We start from the raw sequence: 22,815 nt of genomic DNA, 5'->3' as shown, positions 1-22,815 counted from the left end.
AAAAAGGTGGTTTTATACGGTGTACTTAAACATATACTTTTATACTTATCTATGCGAACAATAATATTCTCTATACTATTTGGTATTTCTTTCTGTTTTGGACAAGATGGTGTTCCTAAAGACTATTTTATGAATCCCCTAGATGTTCCCGTGGTAGTATCTGGTACTTTCGGGGAATTACGATCTAATCACTTTCATTCTGGATTAGATATGAAAACTAATGGAGAAGAAGGACTTAATGTATATGCTTCAGCATCTGGAAGAGTGAGCAGAATAAAAGTATCTCATGGAGGATATGGAAAAGCCATTTATCTTTTGCATCCAAATGGATACACAACCGTCTATGCCCACTTAAAAAAATTTGCTCCAAAGATTGAAAAGTTTGTGAAAGAGAGGCAATACGCAAAAGAGTCTTATGAAATAGAGCTTTTTCCAAAATCAGGTACTTTAGAAGTAAAAAAAGGAGATATTATCGCCTACAGTGGTAATACTGGTGGAAGCTCTGGTCCACATCTTCATTTTGAGATTCGGGATTCAAAATCTAGACCCATGAACCCCATGAGCTTTGGTATTGAGGTAGAAGATACAAAAAAACCTATAGTTAATGGCCTATGGGCGTATAGTTTAGATAAAAATGCTCATGTAAACGGAAATCAAAAACCGTATCGACTTACCCTTACCCCTAAAGAAGATGGCTCCTTAAAAGCAGAAAATATTACTGCTCATGGCAATATTGGTTTTGGTATTTCTACAATTGACAAACAAGATCTTGCTCCTAATCACAACGGAGTTTACAAAATAACCACAGAGGTTAATGGACAAAAAAATCTTAAGTTGGAGATGAATCGCTTTTCATTTTCTGAAACAAGATATGTGAATAGATTAATCGATTACAAGTATTTCAAAAAATACCGTAGTAGAATTAGTAAACTATTTATTGAACAAAATAATCCTTTAACGATTTTTAAGACTAAAGTTAACAACGGTTTTATTAAAGTTGGCGATAGCTTTTCTTATAACTATAGGATATTGGTTGAAGATTATAAAAATAATACTACGGTGATTGATGTTCCTATCAAGGGAAAATATATGGATTCTATTACGAAATCTGAAACCTTTAAAACTTCAGATTTTGTTAAGGTCAATGAGAACTACACCTACAACTCTGGGATTGTAGATCTTTTAATTCCTAAAGGAAGCCTATATGAAGACACATATTTAGATCTTTTGGTAAACGGAGAAACGGCTGAAATACATAATGATGAGACTCCACTTCACAAAAACATAACCTTAGTGTTTGACGTTTCTCACTATAAGGATGAAGATAAAAAGAAACTATATATTGGTCGTATTAACGGGAATGATAAAATATATTACACAAGAACCTCGAAAAAAGAAAATCGATTTTCTACCAGGACCAGAACATTTGGGAAATATTCTTTATTTTCAGACACCCAAAAACCAACTATAGTTCCTATTAATGTCTCTAGTAAAAAATGGATCTCGCAAGCGACCCATTTAAAAGTAAAGATTAATGATACCGAAAGTGGTATAAAAAGTTATAGAGGCACATTAAATGGAAAATTTATTTTAATGGAGTACGATTATAAAACCGGAATGTTAGTTTATGATTTTAGCGATAATGTTAATACAGATCCTGAAAATAATTTTAAATTGGTCGTGCTAGATAACGTGGGAAACAGAGCGACGTTCGAAACCACATTTTATAGAAAACCTTAAAACCATCTCATTTCTTGAAAAATCGCTTTTTCCTCTTCCTAATCACATCAATATTATTCAGTTACTCTTCTTCTGCTCAAAATGCAATACTAAAAGGCGTCGTTCTTGATGAAAATAACACTCCGGTGCAAGGAGCTAACATAACTTTTAACAATTCGGGTACTCAATCGAATAAAAATGGTGTTTATGAACTAAGTATTCCTGCCAATAAGGAAATACAAGTAGTAATCTCTCATATTGCTTTAAAGAGTCTTCAGTTTACCATAAAACTTGAAGAAAATCAAGAATATGAGTTGAATCCAGTACTTAAAACCAATGTAGAACAAATAAGTACTGTAGTCATATCGGGTAGAGAAAGAAAAATTGTTGAAGGAATTACTACTCTAGATCCAGAAACCATACGAACAACTCCTTCAGCCAATGCCGGAGTAGAAGGACTGCTTAAAAGTCTTCCCGGAGTTAGTTCTAACAATGAACTAAGTACTCAATATTCTGTTCGTGGTGGAAATTATGATGAAAATCTTGTGTATGTTAATGAGATCGAAGTGTACCGCCCTTTTTTAATTAGATCAGGGCAACAAGAAGGCCTAAGTTTTGTAAACACAGATTTGGTAAGAAATGTAGATTTTTCTGCAGGAGGTTTTCAAGTAAAATATGGTGATCGATTATCTTCAGTTTTAGACATCACCTATAAAAGACCTACCCGTATAGGGGCCACCGCAGATTTAAGTTTGTTGGGCGGAAGCATTTCAGCTGGGGGGATTTCAAAAAACAAAAAGCTTTCTGGTATTGTCGGGATACGATATAGAGATAATAGTTTATTGGTCAACGCCAGAAATACTGAAACTAATTTTCAACCCTTATTCGCTGATATTCAAACATATTTGTCTTATAATGTATCCGATAAATTCGAGCTTGGGTTCTTGGGCAATTTAGCAATCAATAAGTACGATTATCAACCGTTGAGAGAACAAGTAAATTTTGGAACATTACAAACCGTACAGGCGCTTATAGTTTCTTATCAAGGCCAGGAAGAAGATCAATACGATACTTATTTTGGTGCTTTAAAAGGGACTTATCGGCCCAATGATAATTTAACATTAAAATTGATCGCTTCTGGATATCAAACCCAGGAACAGGAATATTATGACATTCTTGCGGCGTACGCCTTAGGAACAGTGAATACAGATATAGGTAGCGAAGATTTAGGTGAAGTAGAATTTGCTGAAGGGGTAGGCTCACAATTAACTCATGCACGTAATGATCTTGATGCATTAATCTTTAATCTAGAGCATAAAGGAACATATATTGCTGACACCCATCAATTTGATTGGGGAATAAAATATACTTCTGAAGATATAAAAGATCGTTTGCAAGAATATGAAATTGTTGATTCTGCAGGTTTTTCAATACGCCCACCGATTTTTGACTTTGTAAATGATCAACCTTATACTCCTTTTGCGAGTCCACTTGTTCCTTTTGTAAGTGTGAGGGCTATTAACGATGTAAAAATTGATCGAATCTCGGGATATGCTCAATACAGTATTCGAACGACTATCAAGGAAAGCGAAATTTGGGCCAACATTGGAGTAAGAGCTCATAATTGGAATATTTACGGTAGTACGGTGGCAAGTACCGACTCTCAAATCGTATTAAGTCCCAGAGCGCAACTTGCTATAAAACCAAACTGGAAAGCCGATATGATATTTAGAGTTTCTGGCGGGCTTTATCATCAACCACCATTCTATAGAGAGTTAAGAGACTCCCTGGGTATTGTTAGACCAGAGGTTCAAGCACAACAGTCTCTTCATTTGGTGGTAGGTAATGATTATAGTTTTAAAATGTGGGATCGACCTTTTAAACTGACCTCGGAAGTCTATTATAAAAAATTGACCGATGTAAACCCATATACTATCGAAAATGTGCGTATACGATATCGTGCCAGAAATAATGCTGAAGCTTACGCCCAAGGTTTGGATCTTCGATTAAACGGAGAGTTTGTTCCTGGTACAGAAAGCTGGGTAAGTTTAGGGTATCTAAAAACGGAAGAAAATATAGATAATAGAGGATATATATCAAGACCTACAGATCAACGTTTAAAGATTGGTGTTTTATTTCAAGATTATGTTCCTTCTATACCAAGTCTAAAAATGTATCTTAACATGGTTTACCAGACCGGAGTACCAGGTGGATCACCGAGTTATGCAGACCCTTATGATTTTCAATCCAGACTACGTGATTATCGAAGGGCAGATCTTGGAATATCCTATGTCGTTGTAGACCCTAATAAAAGATTAAGAGAAGGACACTTTTTGAATACCTTTAGAGAATTAAATCTGGGATTTGAAATTTACAATATTTTCGATAATCAGAATTCAATTACCAATACCTTCGTTAGAGATGCGTCAAGCCAGCGCCAATTTGCCATTCCCAATTTTCTTACCCCGAGAGTCTTTAATGTCCGTTTGGGTATGAAGTTTTAAACATATACTTTAACAGGCTATTTTAGCTTGCAATAAATTTCTTCAAAACATCAACTACATAATCAACCTCTTCTTTTGTATTGTATTTTGAAAAAGAAAAGCGTATCGATGGTTTCTGGAGATCTTCTTCACAAAGTATTTCAGAGAGCACATGGGATCCTTTGCTACTTCCGCTTTGACAGGCACTTCCTTTAGAGCAGGCAATGCCATTGATATCCAGATGAAACAATAATATTCCCGCTTTTTCATCTGTTATCGGTAAACATACATTAATTAAGGTGTAAGTACAATGATCAAGATCACAACAGTTGGCATTAAATTTTACTCCTTCGATGTTCTTTTTCAAAGCCTCTATAAAATAGTGCTTCAGATCTGATATATATTTTCGCTCTTCTTCAAGATGTTCGTAAGCAAGACGTAAAGCTTCATCCATACCTGCAATATTATGCACACTTTCTGTACCTGCACGGTACCCCCTCTCCTGCTCACCTCCAAAAATTAATGGTTTTAAACCAGAATTCTTACGAATGTAGGCAAACCCAACTCCCTTTGGGCCATGAAATTTATGAGCACTAACCGCAGTAAAATCAACATTTAGTTCATTAAGGTTAACTTCTAAATGACCAATGGATTGTACCATATCGCTATGAAAAAGAGCATTATGTTCTTTACACAAATTACCAATCCTGTGAATATCTAATATAGTTCCTATTTCATTGTTCACGTGCATTAGGCTAACCAATACTTTCTCTGCAGAGTTACTTAACAAGGATTTTAAATGATCGTAATCAATAGACCCATCGGGATTAATATTCACATAACTTACTTCAATCCCACTAGTCGCCTCTATTTCTTGCACGGTATGTAAAACAGCATGATGCTCGATTTTTGATGTAATAATATGCCTTACTTTTAAATCTCTAACCGCACTATTGATCACCAAATTATCAGCTTCTGTTCCTCCAGATGTAAATATAATTTCTGAAGCCTTTACACCTAAATAATTTGCAATATTCTTTCGAGTCTGTTCTATATGATTCTTTGCGGACCGACCAAAACCATGAGTTGAAGACGGATTTCCAAAATCTTCCTCCAGTACAGATACCATTTTTGTAATAACCTCTGGTCTTACATTTGTAGTAGCAGCATTATCAAAATAAACTTTTTGCATAAAACATAAATAATTAATTGCTTAAAAATGAAAACAAATAGTATTTATAAAAGCGATATATAATCTTTGCAATATTCGTAATTTTTATAATTATATAACTAGTATAAATAAAATTATTTTAGGCGGGATACGTTATAATCTTTCAATTACTTTACTTTTGTCAAAAAATGTTAAAAATACATTGTTATCAACATTTTCTTTTTTTTATCGTCTTTAAAAGGAAATAATGATGTTAATCTGAATTAAATGATAAGCAACGTGAAAAAATTATTTTCATTTCTTCTTTTAGTATCAATACTATTTTCATGCGATGACGGTGATATTATCATAACTGGTTTTGAGTTTGATGATGCTCCCTTAGAAATCTGTAACGGTTCGGCAGAAAATGAATTTGTTTTCTTTAAAATTAATACTGCTAATAACGAGGCAATATCATTTAACTTTGTTGATACGACATATTTAGATACGGCTGTTACTGAAACGCCTATTATAATTGATCTAAGTGAAAATATGGGTAGTTTGATTTATAGACAGTTCAATGTAACCATTACTAATGATTATTATTGTTCTAATGTTCCGTCAAGCGACATTATTGTGACCGAACAACTTAGAGCAGTTTCAGGGATAGCAGAAATAACTGTACAAATTGCTACAGAGGATGATCAAGATGGTATTCCAGCCGAAGATGAAGACTTGAACGGAAATGGCAATCTTGAAGATGATGATACCGATGGAGATGGTATACCCAACTACAAAGATCAGGATGATGATGATGATAACATTTTAACCAGCGTAGAGCTCGAAAATGGGTTGCCAGAAAATGATGATCCTTTAGACACTGATGGAGACGGAATCCCTGATTACCTTGACGCAGATGATGATAATGATGGTACTCCTACTATAAACGAGGATATAGATGGCGATGGCAATCCTAGAAATGATAATACAGATGCTGCCGATGATGACGATATTTTCAATTATCTAGACCCTGATACTTCCGAAAGGAATGATAATGTTACACCTAGTCCCGATAATACAACTGTATTGACAACATATCGCACAACAGTTGATATTAATACTATTATTTTTGATGGTGATAATGAAAACTTTGAAGATGATAATTTTTCTTTTGGGTTTAGAGATGTTAATAGCACAAGAAATTTACCGAAAACTCCAAATTAGAATATGAAGAAATTCTTTTTCCTTTTAATCATTATTACTGTAGTAGTAAGTTGTAGTGAAGGTGATGTTGTTGAAGATGATGTTAACTTTGACGGTGCTTTACAAGATTGCTCTAATGGAAATAATTTTGTGATCTTTAAAATTAATGATGAAGGTAACCAAGCGATATCTTTAAATTTCTCAAGTACTAATTTTGAATTAAACAGTGCACCAGCAGATAACGTAAGTCAGACTTTGGAACTTAATGCTAATAATAATTTGATATATCGTCAATTCGATACGCCAATAAATGGTGACGAATATTTTTGCGCGAGCATACCCCCGGGAAACATAATGGTTACCCGAGAATTAATAAGTGCCAATGGTACTGCTACTATATCGTATAGTACCGAAGGTAATGTTACAACTAGAACCATAACATTATCAAATATTACCTTTTTAGGGACTGGTGTTGAAATACGCCAAGAAGTTTTTAATTTAGGTTCTTACGATATTACCTCACCCTAAATACTACTGGGGATTTTGCACAATGTATACCTCCATTGCTCCTAGCCCATACTTTCTATAATCTGCATCAGAAATTCTTACATTGTCGTATCTCCCAAAAAGATACCTAAGTTCTTCTTTAAGGACTCCCTGCCCGACCCCATGAATAAAAACGATTTTAGGAATACGTTTACTAATTGCAAAATCTAGTTGTCTCCTGGCGGTATCCAATTGTAATGTAACCATATCATGGTTAGTCATCCCTTTTGTCGATTTTACTAATTTATGAATGTGTAAATCTACCTCCATTGGCGGTAAACTGCGCTCTTTGGGTCTTGGGTTTGCCCTTTTTGGTTTCTTTTTAAAAACTTCTTTTTCTTGCAAGTTTTTATTCACCTCTTCAAATGAAGGAATAGTCATTTCTCCAGATTCAATTTTTACTACTTCCTGTTTAGAAAAAGTCAGGTCAAAACCATCTTCGGTTGTAATAGTAATTTCATCAGAATCTATAGAAATAACTTTACCCGATAGAGGTTCGTCTAACACTGATACTTTATCTCCCACTTTGATCATGCTCATTCTTCTTCAAAATATTCCTGAGAATCTACTTTTGATTTTGATGTTAACTTTGAATTAATCACGAATAATCCTAACATCAACAATACTACTCCAGCACTCTGTAGATAATAATTTTTATTTCTTGAAGCAATCTCTATAACAAGAATGATAGCTCCCATCACAATGAATGCTATACTGCCTATCCTTTTTATTTTACCTTGGTTCATTTTGCTAAAATATTAAATAATAGATTTTTTGCCTTGCAATTATGAAAAATAACTTAATTATGTATATTGCATATACTAATCGATAAAAAATTGCCTTTGGAAAAGTACATGCTTCCTTGTATAAACAAAAAAATTTTTGGTGTTGATTGTTTAGGTTGTGGTATGCAAAGAGCTATATCACTTCTATTTCAAGGAGAATTTAAAGCAGCATTTTATATGTATCCGGCAATTTATCCTCTTTTGCTACTACTTGTATTTTTAGGATTTAACTCTTTTATGAAGTTTAAATATGGCCAATTAATTAAGACTGGCCTTATGATTACTAGTGTTCTAACAATTATTTTTAGCTATGTAATCAAAATGAAAATTATTTTTTAACTAATCAATTAAAATTAATTATGGAAAAACAGACATTACCTAACTCCACCCTTATTTTAGTTTTTGGTATTCTTTCTATTTTGGGATGCTGCTGCTATGGTATCTTAGGAATTATTTTTGCCGTTGTAGCTATAGTTCTTGCCAAAAAGGCAACTGCATTGTATATGGAAAATCCAGAGCTATATGAAGGGTATAATAACGTGAAGACAGGTAAAATTTTGGCAATTATTGGTTTAATTCTTAGTATTATCTATCTAATCTATGTTATTTTCTTATTTGCCACCGTAGGATTCGAAGGGTATCAAGAAATGATTGAGGAATTAAGAAGATCTGCCGGAGCATAAAACGAACTTCTAGGATAACAAAAAAGCCTGCTTTTTCAAGCAGGCTTTTTTTTAACTAATAAAATTAAGCACTTGCCGGCTTTTCAGAAGCCGAAACTGCAAGGTTGTATACCACTAATCCAAAACCAATTTTGTTAACCGCATCACCAATATTATAAACTACGTCCATTGCAAGACCATCAAAAATACCATCGTACCATCCCGGCGTACCTGCCATATATCCTATTGGGTATATCGCCCATCCTACGAGTACAAACCAACATAAAGTTTTGTGCGCGGTTAGAACGGCTCCTCCCGCCTCTTCAGCAAGTTTTTTAGCTTTACCAAGCCATATATCGTAAACAATAATAAAATATGCTATTCCCGAAATCAGACCCCATAACCATGCTTGGTCTCTATAAACTGCTTCTCCAAAGTAACCAGTAACCAGCATAATCACAGAAAGAACAATCAGACGCCACATTAGCGATTTTTTTGCTCCTGCAACTTTTAATATAAGGTAAAACTCAACACACATTAAAGGTACAGTGAGTATCCAATCTACATAACGGAAAAATGTAGGGGAACTTCCGTTAGCATACCAATAATCTCTCATGTACCAATAATGAACAGCAGCAATGAATGTAATCAATCCAGAAATAAGGAGGGAAGTCCTCCATTTTCTATCATAACTATTCATTGAAAAAAAGAAAAATACCGAAGCTGCCATCATAGCCATACATCCCACGAAAAATGTAAAGCCCACGTAATCGTCAGTTGCTATTTCCGGGGTAAAGGAAATTGACATTAATAAGTTTTTCATAATATTTATAATTTTGTTTAATCAAATTTAATAAAGATTAAACATAAAATGTTTAACTTTATGATAAATTTATCAATCATTATGAAAGAAAGAGCTTTATTTTTTAACAATCTAAGAAGTTTTACATTAATAGCCACATTCTTTTCATTATGGTTTGCAGTCTACTTTCAAGACAATGTAGAAGACTTTTTTGCTTATTTTTTAATTTTATCGTTAGGAATTTTACATGGAGCAAATGATATAAAACTAATTGAAAAGACCTCAAAAACCGTTCAAAAAAAGAGATTTTATAAAATTCTCATCCTTTATCTATTGATAATCTCAATAAGCATTATTCTTTTCTATTTTTTACCAACCATAGCACTTTTCCTATTTGTAATTTTTAGCGCATATCATTTCGGAGAGCAACATTTGAATTCTAAGATAACACAGCAGACCTTCATTAGTAAAATGATGTTTTTGGTCTATGGAATAGTCATTCTATCGGTTCTTTTTTATAATAATAGCTTTGAGGTTTCTCGCATTATCGAGAATATAACGGGTATTTATTTTAAAAAAGATTTCTATTTGTATTCATTATCTATTTCGTCCTTATCATTGATTGTTTTGGGATTCAAAATCTATTTTGACGGACAATTAAAAGCTAAAATAGTCGAAGAAATTTTTTATATACTTGTATTTTTTATTGTTTTTTATACTGCTTCGTTACTTTGGGCTTTTGCCATATATTTTATTTTCTGGCACAGTATTCCTTCACTGGCAGATCAGGTATATTATCTTTATGGCAATAATAAAAAAGAGAATTTCATTAAATACCTGAAATCCTCTTTTATCTACTGGTTTATATCTATAGTCGGCCTGTCCTTACTATATTGGTTATTTCATGCTCAAGATCGACTATTTTTATCAATATTTTTCACTTTGATAGCCTCAATTACGTTTCCGCACGTATGGGTCATGTCAAAATTTAACAAATAATATTAAATTCTATTCAAACTCACTCAAAGTTTTTGTAATAATATTCACACATTCCAAAAGTTGTTCTCTATTTATTACCAACGGTGGTGCGAAACGAATAATATTGCCATGTGTTGGTTTCGCGAGAAGACCATTTTCTTTTAATGCCATACAAATATTCCAGGCAGTTTCACTCTCTTCAGAATCATTGATTACGATTGCGTTTAGCAATCCCTTACCTCTAACAAGTGAAACAATATTAGATTTCTCAATATATTTATTAAGCTCTGATCTAAATAGTTCTCCTAATACAAAAGCATTTTCGGCTAATTTTTCATCTCTTACCACTTCTAAAGCCGCAACCGCAATTGCCGCTGCTACAGGATTACCACCAAAAGTACTTCCATGACTCCCTGGCTTGATCACTTCCATAATATGATCATCTGCCAATACTGCTGATACTGGATAAGCGCCTCCGCTTAATGCCTTTCCTAATATCAAAACGTCTGGTTTCACCTCTGGTGTTCCCGAGCAATTTTTATTCGCACAAGAGCAATTACCACAGGTTGCCAACAACCTTCCTGTTCTGGCGATACCTGTCTGCACTTCATCGGCAATAAACAACACATTATATTTTTCACAAAGTGCCTTAGCCTTAGACAAATAATCATCAGAAGGAACATATACTCCGGCTTCTCCCTGAATGGGCTCTACCAAAAATCCTGCTATATTCTCATTATTTTCTAGAGCTTCTTTTAGTGCATTAAGATTATCATATTCAATCTTAATAAATCCAGTAGTATAAGGTCCAAAATTCTTTCTAGCCACTGGATCATTAGAAAAGGAAATAATCGTAGTAGTCCTCCCATGAAAATTATTTTCACATACTATGATCTGCGCTTCATTTTCTGGAATACCTTTCTTCTCATATGCCCATTTTCTACACAATTTCAAAGCAGTCTCTACTGCTTCGGCACCCGTATTCATTGGCAATAACTTATCAAAACCAAAAAACTCAGTAGCAAATTTTTCGTATTCGCCTAATTTGTCATTATAAAACGCTCTTGAAGTGAGGGTCAACGTTTGCGCCTGATTGACCATTGCCCCAACTATTTTTGGATGACAATGTCCTTGATTAACTGCAGAGTATGCACTCAAAAAATCATAATACTTTTTTCCTTCTACATCCCAAACATATACTCCATCTCCTTTATTTAATACAACAGGTAGTGGATGATAATTATGAGCTCCATACTTATCTTCTAATTCAATTGAATGTTGTGATGACTTTTTTTCTAAAACTGCCATGTTACACGTAATTAATAATACAACTTTACCATTCCTTCTTTGAAATACTATCCCGGAGAGAAATCATCCTGCTGAAGTTGGTTGCAAATTACTAAATCTTTGGTAATTTATGATTCAATTATTGAAAGATCCTTAAAAATTTCATTCATTAGATAACTTAACAATAAGAAGCATTGATTTGCAAAGAAATTGTACTTCATATTTTTTATGTAAGATGAAAGGTAATCTTTTCAATTATTCTATTTTTGCGCTATGGCAAGAAAAAATCGAAGACAAATCTTTGAGAAGATAGAAATAATTGATGCAGGTGCAAAGGGAAAAAGTATTGCCAAAGCTCCTGATGGAAAAGTTATCCTTGTAAGTAATGCGGTACCTGGTGATATAGCAGATATCCAAACTACCAAAAAACGTAAAGCTTACTACGAAGGATCTGCAACCAAGTTTCATAAGCAATCTGATAAACGTGTTGAACCTACTTGCAAGCATTTTGGAACATGTGGTGGATGCAAATGGCAATTCATGGGTTATGAACACCAATTGGCATATAAGCAAAAAGAGGTTGTGAATAATCTTACTAGATTGGGAAAAATTGAGCTCCCTAGTGTATCTCCCATTCTAGGATCTGAAAAGCAGTTTTTCTACAGAAATAAAATGGAATTTTCATTTAGTGACAGCCGATGGTTAACATTAGACGAAATTCAAAGTGAAACCGAAATTGAAAATCGTAATGCATTAGGTTTTCATATTCCGGGAATGTGGGATAAAATTCTGGATATTGATACTTGCTATCTTCAGGAAGATCCAAGTAATGCAATAAGAAATAAAGTTAAAACATTTGCTACACAAAATAATCTACCTTTCTATAATGCACGAAGACAAGATGGTTTTTTAAGAACTCTAATGATTCGAATTTCGTCTACAGGAGAAATTATGGTTCTGGTACAATTTTTTCACGAGGATGAAAAGAAAAGAGTATTATTACTGGATTATATTGCTTCAGAGTTTCCCCAGATTACTTCATTACAATACGTGGTGAATTCAAAAGGAAATGACACTATTTATGATCAAAAAGTAGTCTGTTACAGGGGAAAAGATTATATCGAAGAAGAAATGGAAGGACTACGATTTAAAATTAATGCAAAATCATTTTATCAGACCAACTCTGACCAGGCATATGAATTATATAAGGTAACAAGAGACTTTGCAGGACTTACCGGAAATGAGCTTGTATACGATTTATATACAGGAACAGGAACCATCGCACAGTTTGTCGCTAAGAAAGCAAAGAAAGTGATAGGGGTTGAAGCTGTTCCTGAAGCAATTGAAGATGCCAAAGAAAATGCAAAAAGAAATGCTATTGATAATGTAGAGTTCTATGTGGGTGATATGAAAAAGGTTTTTACTAAAGATTTTATTACCGAGCATGGTCAGCCAGAAATAATAATTACTGATCCTCCACGAGATGGGATGCACAAGGATGTTGTGGCACAACTATTACATATTTCACCTCAGAAAATTGTATATGTAAGTTGCAATAGTGCAACACAAGCACGTGACTTAGCGTTATTAGATGAAATGTACGAGGTCACCAAAATACAGCCGGTAGACATGTTTCCGCAAACCTATCATGTAGAAAATGTGGTTTTACTAGAAAAAAGATAGTTCATGAAAATTTTTAAAGGTCTTTTATATTGTGCTTGCATTGCTGTAATCACCTATTCAGCTTCTAGTTGTGAACGTGATGATATTTGTGCAGAAGGAACTCCAACGACTCCATTTCTAATCATAAAGTTTATTGACGATGTCACCAGAACCGAAATAAAAGCACCTATAGAGTTACAAGTAAGAGCTGTAGGTATCGATGATTTTATAGATATAGGAACGGTAAGCGATTCTATCAGTATACCGCTTAGGACCAATACTACAAGTACTGCTTTTGAGTTTACAATAAACTCGAACACCGATAATGACACCATACCTGCAAATACCGATATTATAAGCTTTCAATATGCCCCGGTAGAAGAATATGTAAGCAGCGCATGCGGGTTTAGAGTTGTTTATAACGCCATTACATCTTCTGAAGATGAAGCTGGCACAGACGGTGATTGGATTAAAGAGATTTCAGTACAACGAAGAGACGTAATAGATGAAACAAACGCACATATTATTATTTTTCATTAGCATCCTGTTTTCAGGTAACATTTTTGGCCAGGAAGAAAATAAAGTGATTCCTTCCGATACATTACCTCCGGCAGAGAAATACGGGCTTAGAATTGGTGTAGATTTGGCGAGAATAATTCGTTCATCTGTTGATGATAACTATTCTGGATTTGAAATTGTCGGGGATTATAGAATTTATAAGAAATTTTATATCGCTGCCGAAGTTGGTAACGAATCATTAATTAGAGATGAAGAAAACATTAATGTTGAGGGTTCTGGAAACTATATAAGGGCAGGAATAGATTATAATACGTACAGCAATTGGTACGGAATGCAAAATAGTATTTATGTTGGATTACGTTATGGCTTTTCTACATTTGACCAAACCTTAAATGATTATAATATATTTACAGGAACCAACTATTTTGGTGAAAATACAATAACCGAATCTGTTACTGAAGATGATTTAAATGCCAGTTGGATTGAACTTGTTTTAGGAATAAAAGCCGAAATCTTTAAAAATTTATACTTGGGAGCCAATGTTTCTTTGAGAAGTAAGATAAGTGAAAAAATTCCCGATGGTTTTGATAATCTCTTTATTCCCGGATTTGGCAGGACAAATGATTTTAGCTCAATAGGTGTTGGTTACGGATATAATATAAGTTATTTAATTCCTTTCTTTAAAAAGAAAAAATAGCCTTTTGCTATGACAACAAAAGGCTTATTAATCAGACTTAAAATACTTCTTTTAAAAGTTGCTTGAGCTCTTCCCATGATTTCTCATCGGCCTCTTTTTGATACCCTAATGGTAAATTGAATTTTTTACCCAGAGAATCCGCTCCTTTACTAGTAAATGCATGTACTGCATCCTCATAGGCAATATATTTGTAATCTGCCTTTAAACTATCCATTGCTTTGGTAAAAGCAGCTACAGATTCTGGGGATACAAAAGGATCTGCTGCTCCATTGCATATTAAAACTTTTGCCTTTAAACTTTCGTTAGGCATTACAGGAAGTTCTACTCCACTATGAAAAGCAGCAACAGCGTCTAAGTCGATCCCGGCATTTGCCATAGTTAAAGCTACGCTTCCACCAAAACAGTAACCAATAGCCGCAATCTTATCGGCATCTACAGATTCCTGTGATTTTAGCATTTCTAAAGCTGCATTAAAACGAGCTTTTGCAGATTCGATGTTACTCATCACACTCATGGCAAATTTGCCCGCATCATCTGGATGAGCAGCTTGTTTCCCTTCTCCATACATGTCTACCGCCAGGGCAACATATCCCAGTTCTGCCAACATATCTGCTCTTTTACGCACGTAATCATTATGTCCCCACCATTCGTGAATTACAATTACCCCTGGGCTTTTTTTTGTTGAATTTTCATTAAAGGCAAGATATCCTTTCATCGAAAGTGTGTCGGCTTTATAAGTAACCTCCTCTCCTTTTACCTTTATTGATTTTTCAATGGTTTCTTCTGCATCTGTTGAAGTTTCTTCATCTCCTGATGATGTTTTATTATCCTTACAACTGCTCATCAAAACAGATAAGAAGAAAAATAATGTGAAATACTTTACTACAAGTTTCATAAATATTAATTTTAAAAATTTGGTTAGTTTTCTATTCGTTATAAAGTTAGTAATTCTAAAACTGCTAGATTCTTTTCTAGGATCTAAAACTGATTATTAATCTTCAACATAAGGAGCTCCGGCTGATTCCAGTTCTGTCGCAAATGAATCTATTTTATTTTCAAGAGTATTCAATTGAGAAGTAATTGTTCCTATCTGCGAATTGATAATTTGCATAGTTTCCAAATGTGTAGTTGTCGGTCCATAGGTTGATCGATCTACCCCTCTATAAATGGCAAACATCCTATCCCCGATCGTAGGTTTTGTTTTCTCTCCCACTTGCAGTTTTGAGCCATTTCCATGCATTTCTCTATTAAGATTAACTATACTCCTTTCTAATTCATCAAGACGATTATCCAGATTACCAGGAGCAACATTAGCTCTATGCAAAGCCACTTTCATTGCTTTTATACGTTTTTCTTGCTTAGCTACTTGTATTTCTAAAGCAGAAACCTTACCCATTGTATTTTCGAAATTTCTCCAAAACTCTGCTACCTTATCTGGTGTTTCTCCTTGCAATGCCCCACTACGCATGCGTTTAATTTTAAAGGCAACCGGAGCCGAAAGTTGAGTAACATTTCCATCAATTATTTTAGATAGTGTAGCGGTATATTCGCCTGTAGGTGCCATAAAACCTTTTGGTGCATCTGTAGAGTTCTCTTTTGACTTCAAAGAAATCGCTTCAGGAGCAGGATATCTTAAATCCCAGGCAACTCTATGAAACCCCGGTTTAACAGGTCCATCAATTCTTCGAACCACTTTTCCAGCTTTATCCTTTATGGTAAGAATTATCTGAGGTTTACGTTGTGTACGTTCTTCTTCTACTTGATCCCACCCAGGAAATAAAATATCTTTTCCTTTGTTTTTCTTCTCCATTTCCTTCCGTTTTTCTTCCTTGGTCTTCAAACCATCTTTTAGATAGTAGGTAAAAACTGCACCAAAATCTGGATTTCGAGCTACATAATGAGATGCCCCCTGACTTCCTTTTTCATTATCAAAACTTAATTTTGGTCTTGGTATATACCACCATGCATCACGAGCTGGGAATAAAACAGCTTCTTCTTTCAGTTTGGCTTCAGAAACACTTCTGAGAGCGCTGTAGTCGTCAAATACGAAGAATCCTCGTCCAAAAGAGGCTCCTATTAGATCATTCTCTCTGCGCTGAATAGCAAGATCACGAAATGATATTGTAGGTATATTGCCTTTTAGCTTTATCCATCTATTTCCACCGTCTACAGTAAAAAATATTCCAAATTCGGTGGCTGCAAATAAGAGGTTCGGTTGCACATGGTCCTGAACTATTCGCCAAACTAATGTTCTATCTGGAAGATTCCCTTTAATAGATTTCCAAGTACGACCTTTATCCGTACTTTTTAAAAGATAAGGGTTGAAATCCCCAAATTTATGATTATCAAGTGCCACATATACAGTATTAGCATCAAAAAGATCAGCTTTAATATCATTTACGAAAGCCGTTGTCGGGACTCCCGGTAAAGTTCCTACATTAATTCTTCTCCAGTTGGCACCTCCATCTTCTGTTACTTGAATAATTCCGTCATCGGTCCCAACATAAAGAATATTCTCTTGCTTTGGCGACTCTGCGATTGAAGTAATGGTATTATAGTTTGACATAGCCAAAAAGTCCCAAGGGGCATCCCATGATTGCTTTTTACCCATGATCTCTAATTCGATACGTTCTTGATTTTTAGTCAAATCTCCCGAGATTGATGTCCATTTGTCGCCTCGATTATCAGATCTCCATAATCGTTGTGAAGCAAAATAAATACGTTTAGGATCATGAGCACTTACTAAGATAGGAGCATCCCAATTAAATCGTTCAAAATTTTCATTAGCACCTGGTTGTGGTTGGATATCAATTACTTCACCTGTACTCAAATCCACTCGGGAAAGATTACCTTCCTGCCGTTCTGCATACATAATATTAGGGTTACCTGGTTCGGTAGCAGGTTGATGGCCATCCCAATTTAATACAATCTTCCAATCAGAATTTTGAATTCCATGTACATTATCTGTTCGTGATGGCCCTCCTTGAGTACTGTTATCCTGTGTTCCGCCATAAATATTATAGAAAGGTTCAGCATCATCTACGGCAACTTTATAGTATTGCGTTACCGGAAGATTATCAACGAATCGCCAATTTTTTGTAAGATCAAAAGTTTCATATAATCCTCCATCGGTACCCACTAAAAGATAATCAGGGTCATTTCTTTTGAAAGCGATAGCATGGTTATCCCCGTGTTTATGTTCTTCATTCATCCTCACAAATGTCTTTCCTCCATCTTCAGAAATCTGCATAGTATTATCTACCAGGTACAACCTTTCAAAATGATGTGGAGACGCATATAGTTCTTGATAGTAATGTGGCCCTGTAGCGCCAGCCACGGCATCAGATTGTTTTTTCCAGGTAGCTCCGCGATCCTCAGATCGATAGACCCCTCCTGTTCTTCTATCCAATTCTATTGCTGCATACAAGATATCTGGTTTTTGTGGAGAGATTGCCAACCCTATTTTACCCATCTGTGATTTGGGCAGACCATTTTTGAGTTGTTCCCAAGTTTCCCCTCCGTCTACACTACGATGAATCCCTGATCCCGGACCGCCACCCATATAAGCCGCAACTGTTCGATGTCTTTGCCAAGTGGCTGCGTATAGCAGATCTGGATTTCGAGGATCAATTGCCAGATCAGTTACTCCAACCCATTGATTATCACCTAAGGTTTTCTTCCATGTTTTTCCTCCATCAACAGATTTATACAAACCACGCTCTCCTCCTTTTTTCCAAAGAGGACCTTGTACTGCTACCCAGATCACATTGCTATTTTCGGGATGTATAATAATCTTAGAAATATGTTCAGAATTTTTTAATCCCATGTTCTTCCAAGAAGCACCACCATCTTCACTGCGATAAATACCATCACCATAACCTATATGGCGTCCTCCTACATTCTCTCCGGTACCCACCCAGATGATGTTATGATCTATGGGATCGATCGTTACACATCCTATGGAATAAGATGTTTGACCGTCAAAAATTGGTATCCATGTGGTACCAGAATTTACAGTTTTCCAAACACCACCAGAACCGACCGCCACGTACCAAATACTTTCGTTTTTAGGATGAATCGCTACATCTGCAATTCTACCTGACATAAATGCCGGACCTATATTTCTTAATTTCAATCCTGAAAAAACAGAATCTGAAAGCACAGTGGAAACAATCTGTTTTGTCTTTGACCGTTGCCCTTGTGCCGAAAATGTAAGTGTAAATACGAATATGATGAAAATGACGTGTGTTAGTTTTGTTTTCATATTGACTAGAAGATTAGTTAGAAATTGAATATCACTAGAAAATTATTGCTATTTCAATAATTTTAGTCTTAATAAAAACATAAAAATCCTACATCAAATAAATTTCAGGAATGAATTAAAAAATAATCACGGGAGCTCATTAGAAATAAATTTTCAAGGTAGTCGAAAACAAAAGTACAAGACTTTTATTGATCCTGTTGATGTTTTGCTTTTTTGCTGCCGGCATACATTTCGTATTTTACTAATCTAGCTTCTAACTTTCCGTTAAACACTTTTATCTTTCTAGAAGGTCGAAGTCCAACATATTTTAGTGCTTCAAGATTTCCTGTAATAAACCAGGCATGAGTACCTGGATAATTTTGTTTCAGGGTATCACCAATTTGTGAATAGAATTCTTCCAAATTAATTTCTAATCGTTCGTCATAAGGGGGATTAAACACCATGTGTAATGTCCCTTCAACGTCTTTAGACGATGAGAAGAAATCTCCTTCTTTTATGGTTACAAAATCGGTAAGATTAGCATTTTCCACATTCACATTTGCTTTTCTAACAGCCGAAGGAGCTTTATCCATTCCTATAATAGAATGATGAAAATCTCTGGTTTTTTTAAGACATGATTCTTCAATTTTTTCGAATAAATCCAGATCCCAATCCAACCATTTTTCGAAAGCAAATTCTTTCCGATTTAAGTTTGCAGGAATATTACAGGCTATCATTGCCGCTTCTATAGCCATCGTGCCGCTCCCACACATAGGATCTAAAAAATCACATTGACCGTCCCAGCCCGAGAGAAGCAATAAACCAGCGGCCAAAACTTCATTGATAGGAGCAATATTAGTCGCTGTACGATAGCCGCGATGATGCAAGGAGCCCCCAGAGCTATCCAAAGATACTGTACATAAATCTCGTTGAATATGAATATCAATTGAAAGATCCGGATGATCTAAATCTACATTAGGTCTTCTTCCCTTTTCTTTTCTGAATTTATCTACAATGGCATCTTTAGCCTTTAAAGCAATAAACTTAGAATGAGTAAACTGTGTTGAATTAACGGTCGCATAAATTGCAAAAGTATCATCTACACTCAAATATGATTCCCATCGAATACTTTGAATAAAATCATAAACATCCTGTTCGTTTTTAACTCTTCGGGAAGTAATAGGTTTCAAAATTTTAATAGCAGTTCTAAGGCAAAGATTTGCTTTATACATAAATCCTGTATCTCCATAAAAACTAACCATTCTATTACCCATTTCAACTTTCTGGGCACCTAAATCTCTAAGCTCTTTTGCCAAAACTTCTTCAAAACCAAAAAGAGTTTTGGCCACCATTTTAAAAGAATTACTCACTATCTTCGAATTCAATATAATTAAACCGCAAAAATACATTAATTTTGCGCCCTATGCTAAAAGATTCATCAATGTGGTACGCATCATGGTTTGACACGCCATACTATCATATCTTATACAAGGACAGAAATCATATTGAAGCTGGTGAGTTTATGGATAATCTCACTAACTATCTTAACCTTGAAAAAGGAGAGAAAATTTTAGATCTTGCTTGTGGCAAAGGTCGTCATAGCATCTACTTAAACCAACTGGGCTATGACGTTACGGGAGTGGACTTGTCTGAAAAAAGTATAAAATATGCTTCTCAATTTGAAAATGAGACCCTGAAATTTAGAGTACACGATATGTGTCGCCCTTATTCTGAAAAATTCTCGGCAGTTTTTAATTTATTTACCAGTTTTGGATATTTTGATCAAGAAGAAGACAATTTAAATACTATTAAAGCTATCAAATCAGATCTTAATGAAAATGGATTCGGGGTTATTGATTTTATGAATGTCAATTACATTATTGAAAATCTTATCCCAGAAGAACTTAAAGAAATTGAAGATATCAATTTTCATATAAAGAGATACATTCAGGATGGTTATATCTTTAAAGAAATCAGATTTAGAGATAAAAATGAAGATTTTTTCTTTACAGAGCGTGTAAAAGCGATTACTCTAAATGATTTTGAAGATTATTTTAATAAAGCAGATGTGCATTTGCTGGATGTTTTTGGTGATTATCAATTACGGAAATTTGACATAAAAAATTCACAAAGATTGATACTAATTTTTAAATAGTGGATCATTACATACTTACTATATTAGCCGTATTCATAGGATCATTAATTGTGTTCTTTTTTAGACCCTCTAACCAAAAGAATTTAAAATTGCTTTTAGCTTTTAGTGGTGCTTTTTTGTTGGCAATCACTATTTTTAATCTGCTACCTGAGGTCTTTAAAAATAACAATTTTCCGAAACGCACTGGTGTTTGGATAATGGTAGGTATTCTACTTCAAAAAATTCTCGAGTATTTTTCTAAAGGTGCTGAGCACGGTCACATTCATCTGGATAAAGAAACTACCACTATCCCAAAATTACTTTTTATTAGTTTAGGGATACATGCAATTTTAGAAGGGTTTCCTATACACCATACTGAAGGAATAATTTTAGGAATTGTTATTCATAAAATTCCTATTGCTATGATTCTTGCCACCTTTTTATTGAATACCAAAATTTCACGCACTCTTATTGCAGTATTATTGGTAGTATTTGCATTAATGACTCCATTAGGAACTTTTATTTCAGAACATTTTACTGCCATTCAAAACTATTATAAAGAAATTACAGCGATAGTAATAGGTATATTTCTGCATGTTTCTACCACTATTCTTTTTGAAAGTAATGCAGGGCATAAGTTCAACGTTACAAAACTAATGGTTGTTCTATTTGCAACTGTTACAGCATATTTGATTTAATATGTTTAGCAAAGAAGAGTCAAAACGAATACGACAAGAATTTTGGACTTCCTTTGGAAAAGAGTATCCTCGTAAATGGCTATTATATAATACAAAAATCAAAGATGTAACACTTAAATTTACCTTTACCACTAAAAAAGCTCAAGTATCTATTGATATTGAACCCTATGACCAAGTCATACAGGGCTATTATTATGAAAAATTTGTGAGCTTAAAGGATATTCTTGTTACAGAATATCTTCCTGGTATTATCTATGATAAGTATTATGAATTGGATAACGGAAAAGTCATCTCCAGACTTTATGTAGAATTACCAGATGTTAGTATTCACAATAAAAACACTTGGGAAGAAACCAAAGAATTCTTGAACGAAAAGATGTTAAAACTAGAAGCATTCTTTTTAGAATACAAAGACTTTATTGATAATTGAGCTAGATAACAAATTTCAGTATAAAGATATAATGAAAAATACTCCCGGCCATTACAAAAAGATGCCATATTACGTGATGAAATTTTAATCTTCGCATAGCATAAAAAATAATTCCGATCGTATAGGCTGCACCACCTAATATCATGAATGTAATTCCTTCTTGCCCTACTTTATTCATTAAATTGGTCATATCTAAAACGATCAGCCATCCCATTACCAGATATAATATTAATGATATAGCTTCAAATCTTCCCGTAAAAAATAGCTTTAGTATAGTTCCTATACCAGCAGTAGACCAAACTAATATAAATAAAAGCCAGCCTTTACCCTCCAGAAGTGTAATCAAAGTAACTGGACTATAGGTCCCTGCTATAAGGAAATAGATACTTATATGATCCATAATCCTAAATCTTCTTTTAAGCTTTTCATCAGAAGTATAATGATAAGCGGTAGAAGCAAAATATAAGACCATTAAGGAAAGACTATATAGAACAATGACAAAAGTACTATACCTGGTTAATTGTGAATCATTGGCAAATAAGAAGAATAACCCTATAAAAGATAAGATAAATCCTAATCCGTGAGTTAACCAATTCCAACGCTCTTCTACTGGGGTTTGTATTTTCATATACTGTGTAAATAGGACAAATCTATAAATTATAGTATAGAAATACATACAATAGTTAGCAAGAAATACCTTAATAAAATAAATGCATAAAAAAACCCTTCATAGTTTTATGAAGGGTTTTAAGGAAGGCGGTGACCTACTCTCCCACGGATTGCAGTACCATTGGCGCTAACGGGCTTAACTACTCTG

General features: G+C 34.4%; 22 protein-coding genes. 13 read left to right on the top strand and 9 right to left on the bottom strand.

The window, feature by feature from the left end; translation table 11 throughout:
* Nucleotides 1–51: 51 nt before the first annotated feature.
* Nucleotides 52–1,740, top strand: a complete 1,689-nt coding sequence (locus ACFSJT_RS18990; RefSeq protein WP_378321920.1) for a M23 family metallopeptidase — start codon at nt 52–54, stop codon at nt 1,738–1,740.
* Nucleotides 1,741–1,754: 14 nt separating this feature from the next.
* Complete coding sequence (locus ACFSJT_RS18985; protein WP_378321919.1) at nt 1,755–4,223, top strand: TonB-dependent receptor; 2,469 nt, start codon at nt 1,755–1,757, stop codon at nt 4,221–4,223.
* A 22-nt stretch (nt 4,224–4,245) separates the two neighbouring features.
* Here the strand turns inward: ACFSJT_RS18985 and ACFSJT_RS18980 are convergent, their stop codons facing one another.
* On the bottom strand, nt 4,246–5,394 hold the full coding sequence (locus tag ACFSJT_RS18980; protein ID WP_378321918.1) for a cysteine desulfurase family protein: 1,149 nt from the start codon (nt 5,392–5,394) through the stop codon (nt 4,246–4,248).
* 258 nt (nt 5,395–5,652) lie between these two features.
* On the opposite strand from ACFSJT_RS18980, the gene ACFSJT_RS18975 reads away from it, so the two are divergent.
* Together ACFSJT_RS18975 and ACFSJT_RS18970 are read left to right on the top strand one after the other, a co-directional pair.
* Nucleotides 5,653–6,576 carry a hypothetical protein gene (locus tag ACFSJT_RS18975; protein ID WP_378321917.1) on the top strand — a complete coding sequence of 308 codons (924 nt, stop codon included), beginning with the start codon at nt 5,653–5,655 and terminating at the stop codon, nt 6,574–6,576.
* Between the two features lie 3 nt (nt 6,577–6,579).
* Nucleotides 6,580–7,083 (top strand): hypothetical protein, encoded by a 504-nt coding sequence (locus tag ACFSJT_RS18970; protein ID WP_378321916.1) that lies wholly within the window; start codon nt 6,580–6,582, stop codon nt 7,081–7,083.
* A 3-nt stretch (nt 7,084–7,086) separates the two neighbouring features.
* Here ACFSJT_RS18970 and ACFSJT_RS18965 read toward each other — a convergent pair whose 3' ends face one another.
* The gene (locus tag ACFSJT_RS18965) at nt 7,087–7,641 is read right to left on the bottom strand and encodes a Smr/MutS family protein (protein WP_378321915.1); all 555 of its coding nucleotides are present in this window, start codon (nt 7,639–7,641) and stop codon (nt 7,087–7,089) included.
* Nucleotides 7,638–7,847, bottom strand: coding sequence for a hypothetical protein (locus tag ACFSJT_RS18960; RefSeq protein ID WP_378321914.1), 210 nt, complete (start codon nt 7,845–7,847; stop codon nt 7,638–7,640). The genes ACFSJT_RS18965 and ACFSJT_RS18960 overlap by 4 nt, the downstream gene beginning before the upstream one ends.
* A gap of 96 nt (nt 7,848–7,943) precedes the next feature.
* On the opposite strand from ACFSJT_RS18960, the gene ACFSJT_RS18955 reads away from it, so the two are divergent.
* Together ACFSJT_RS18955 and ACFSJT_RS18950 are read left to right on the top strand one after the other, a co-directional pair.
* Complete coding sequence (locus ACFSJT_RS18955) at nt 7,944–8,225, top strand: DUF2752 domain-containing protein (RefSeq protein WP_378321913.1); 282 nt, start codon at nt 7,944–7,946, stop codon at nt 8,223–8,225.
* A gap of 20 nt (nt 8,226–8,245) precedes the next feature.
* Nucleotides 8,246–8,569: a CCC motif membrane protein gene (locus ACFSJT_RS18950; RefSeq protein ID WP_378321912.1), complete on the top strand. Its 324-nt coding sequence runs from the start codon at nt 8,246–8,248 to the stop codon at nt 8,567–8,569.
* Nucleotides 8,570–8,633: 64 nt separating this feature from the next.
* Here the strand turns inward: ACFSJT_RS18950 and ACFSJT_RS18945 are convergent, their stop codons facing one another.
* Entirely contained in the window at nt 8,634–9,371 is a 738-nt protein-coding gene (locus ACFSJT_RS18945; protein WP_378321911.1) for a bacteriorhodopsin-like, read from the bottom strand.
* Between the two features lie 60 nt (nt 9,372–9,431).
* Between ACFSJT_RS18945 and ACFSJT_RS18940 the strand changes: the two genes are divergently transcribed.
* The gene (locus ACFSJT_RS18940) at nt 9,432–10,349 is read left to right on the top strand and encodes a Brp/Blh family beta-carotene 15,15'-dioxygenase (RefSeq protein WP_378321910.1); all 918 of its coding nucleotides are present in this window, start codon (nt 9,432–9,434) and stop codon (nt 10,347–10,349) included.
* Nucleotides 10,350–10,358: 9 nt separating this feature from the next.
* On the opposite strand, the gene rocD is transcribed toward ACFSJT_RS18940, so the two are convergent.
* Nucleotides 10,359–11,636, bottom strand: coding sequence for an ornithine--oxo-acid transaminase (gene rocD, locus ACFSJT_RS18935; protein ID WP_378321909.1), 1,278 nt, complete (start codon nt 11,634–11,636; stop codon nt 10,359–10,361).
* A 252-nt stretch (nt 11,637–11,888) separates the two neighbouring features.
* Here rocD and rlmD point away from each other — a divergent pair, with 252 nt between their 5' ends.
* From rlmD to ACFSJT_RS18920, 3 genes are read left to right on the top strand one after another with little or no spacing between them, the layout of a single operon-like run.
* Nucleotides 11,889–13,298: a 23S rRNA (uracil(1939)-C(5))-methyltransferase RlmD gene (gene rlmD, locus ACFSJT_RS18930; protein WP_378321908.1), complete on the top strand. Its 1,410-nt coding sequence runs from the start codon at nt 11,889–11,891 to the stop codon at nt 13,296–13,298.
* Nucleotides 13,299–13,301: 3 nt separating this feature from the next.
* A complete protein-coding gene (locus ACFSJT_RS18925; RefSeq protein ID WP_378321907.1) occupies nt 13,302–13,817 on the top strand; it encodes a DUF6452 family protein in 516 nt (171 codons plus the stop codon).
* Nucleotides 13,783–14,493 carry a DUF6048 family protein gene (locus ACFSJT_RS18920; protein ID WP_378321906.1) on the top strand — a complete coding sequence of 237 codons (711 nt, stop codon included), beginning with the start codon at nt 13,783–13,785 and terminating at the stop codon, nt 14,491–14,493. The genes ACFSJT_RS18925 and ACFSJT_RS18920 overlap by 35 nt, the downstream gene beginning before the upstream one ends.
* A 37-nt stretch (nt 14,494–14,530) precedes the next feature.
* On the opposite strand, the gene ACFSJT_RS18915 is transcribed toward ACFSJT_RS18920, so the two are convergent.
* From ACFSJT_RS18915 to ACFSJT_RS18905, 3 genes are all read right to left on the bottom strand, one after another.
* The gene (locus ACFSJT_RS18915) at nt 14,531–15,388 is read right to left on the bottom strand and encodes a dienelactone hydrolase family protein (RefSeq protein WP_378321905.1); all 858 of its coding nucleotides are present in this window, start codon (nt 15,386–15,388) and stop codon (nt 14,531–14,533) included.
* Nucleotides 15,389–15,484: 96 nt separating this feature from the next.
* Nucleotides 15,485–18,757 carry a VPS10 domain-containing protein gene (locus ACFSJT_RS18910; protein WP_378321904.1) on the bottom strand — a complete coding sequence of 1,091 codons (3,273 nt, stop codon included), beginning with the start codon at nt 18,755–18,757 and terminating at the stop codon, nt 15,485–15,487.
* Between the two features lie 185 nt (nt 18,758–18,942).
* Nucleotides 18,943–20,106 carry a THUMP domain-containing class I SAM-dependent RNA methyltransferase gene (locus ACFSJT_RS18905; protein ID WP_378321903.1) on the bottom strand — a complete coding sequence of 388 codons (1,164 nt, stop codon included), beginning with the start codon at nt 20,104–20,106 and terminating at the stop codon, nt 18,943–18,945.
* 53 nt (nt 20,107–20,159) lie between these two features.
* Between ACFSJT_RS18905 and ACFSJT_RS18900 the strand changes: the two genes are divergently transcribed.
* The 3 genes from ACFSJT_RS18900 (at nt 20,160) to ACFSJT_RS18890 (ending at nt 21,998) form a co-directional block, all read left to right on the top strand.
* Entirely contained in the window at nt 20,160–20,891 is a 732-nt protein-coding gene (locus ACFSJT_RS18900) for a class I SAM-dependent methyltransferase (protein WP_378321902.1), read from the top strand.
* A gap of 89 nt (nt 20,892–20,980) precedes the next feature.
* Entirely contained in the window at nt 20,981–21,568 is a 588-nt protein-coding gene (locus ACFSJT_RS18895; protein WP_378321901.1) for a ZIP family metal transporter, read from the top strand.
* 1 nt (nt 21,569) lies between these two features.
* Nucleotides 21,570–21,998: a DUF4268 domain-containing protein gene (locus tag ACFSJT_RS18890; protein WP_378321900.1), complete on the top strand. Its 429-nt coding sequence runs from the start codon at nt 21,570–21,572 to the stop codon at nt 21,996–21,998.
* A gap of 1 nt (nt 21,999) precedes the next feature.
* On the opposite strand, the gene trhA is transcribed toward ACFSJT_RS18890, so the two are convergent.
* Nucleotides 22,000–22,626 (bottom strand): PAQR family membrane homeostasis protein TrhA, encoded by a 627-nt coding sequence (gene trhA / locus ACFSJT_RS18885; RefSeq protein ID WP_378321899.1) that lies wholly within the window; start codon nt 22,624–22,626, stop codon nt 22,000–22,002.
* Between the last annotated feature and the right edge of the window lie 189 nt (nt 22,627–22,815).

It is taken from the genome of Aquimarina celericrescens (assembly GCF_042682765.1).
Lineage (GTDB): Bacteria > Bacteroidota > Bacteroidia > Flavobacteriales > Flavobacteriaceae > Aquimarina > Aquimarina celericrescens.
This window is presented reverse-complemented; position numbering and strand designations above follow the sequence as displayed.

Coding starts and splice junctions, on each gene's coding strand:
- ACFSJT_RS18910 (WP_378321904.1), bottom strand. CDS start 18,757: ATGAAAACAAAACTAACACACGTCATTTTCATCATATTCGTATTTACA.
- rocD (WP_378321909.1), bottom strand. CDS start 11,636: ATGGCAGTTTTAGAAAAAAAGTCATCACAACATTCAATTGAATTAGAA.
- ACFSJT_RS18980 (WP_378321918.1), bottom strand. CDS start 5,394: ATGCAAAAAGTTTATTTTGATAATGCTGCTACTACAAATGTAAGACCA.
- ACFSJT_RS18990 (WP_378321920.1), top strand. CDS start 52: ATGCGAACAATAATATTCTCTATACTATTTGGTATTTCTTTCTGTTTT.
- trhA (WP_378321899.1), bottom strand. CDS start 22,626: ATGAAAATACAAACCCCAGTAGAAGAGCGTTGGAATTGGTTAACTCAC.
- ACFSJT_RS18940 (WP_378321910.1), top strand. CDS start 9,432: ATGATAAATTTATCAATCATTATGAAAGAAAGAGCTTTATTTTTTAAC.
- ACFSJT_RS18965 (WP_378321915.1), bottom strand. CDS start 7,641: ATGAGCATGATCAAAGTGGGAGATAAAGTATCAGTGTTAGACGAACCT.
- ACFSJT_RS18890 (WP_378321900.1), top strand. CDS start 21,570: ATGTTTAGCAAAGAAGAGTCAAAACGAATACGACAAGAATTTTGGACT.
- ACFSJT_RS18970 (WP_378321916.1), top strand. CDS start 6,580: ATGAAGAAATTCTTTTTCCTTTTAATCATTATTACTGTAGTAGTAAGT.
- ACFSJT_RS18920 (WP_378321906.1), top strand. CDS start 13,783: ATGAAACAAACGCACATATTATTATTTTTCATTAGCATCCTGTTTTCA.
- ACFSJT_RS18960 (WP_378321914.1), bottom strand. CDS start 7,847: ATGAACCAAGGTAAAATAAAAAGGATAGGCAGTATAGCATTCATTGTG.
- ACFSJT_RS18915 (WP_378321905.1), bottom strand. CDS start 15,388: ATGAAACTTGTAGTAAAGTATTTCACATTATTTTTCTTCTTATCTGTT.
- ACFSJT_RS18900 (WP_378321902.1), top strand. CDS start 20,160: ATGCTAAAAGATTCATCAATGTGGTACGCATCATGGTTTGACACGCCA.
- ACFSJT_RS18945 (WP_378321911.1), bottom strand. CDS start 9,371: ATGAAAAACTTATTAATGTCAATTTCCTTTACCCCGGAAATAGCAACT.
- rlmD (WP_378321908.1), top strand. CDS start 11,889: ATGGCAAGAAAAAATCGAAGACAAATCTTTGAGAAGATAGAAATAATT.
- ACFSJT_RS18925 (WP_378321907.1), top strand. CDS start 13,302: ATGAAAATTTTTAAAGGTCTTTTATATTGTGCTTGCATTGCTGTAATC.
- ACFSJT_RS18950 (WP_378321912.1), top strand. CDS start 8,246: ATGGAAAAACAGACATTACCTAACTCCACCCTTATTTTAGTTTTTGGT.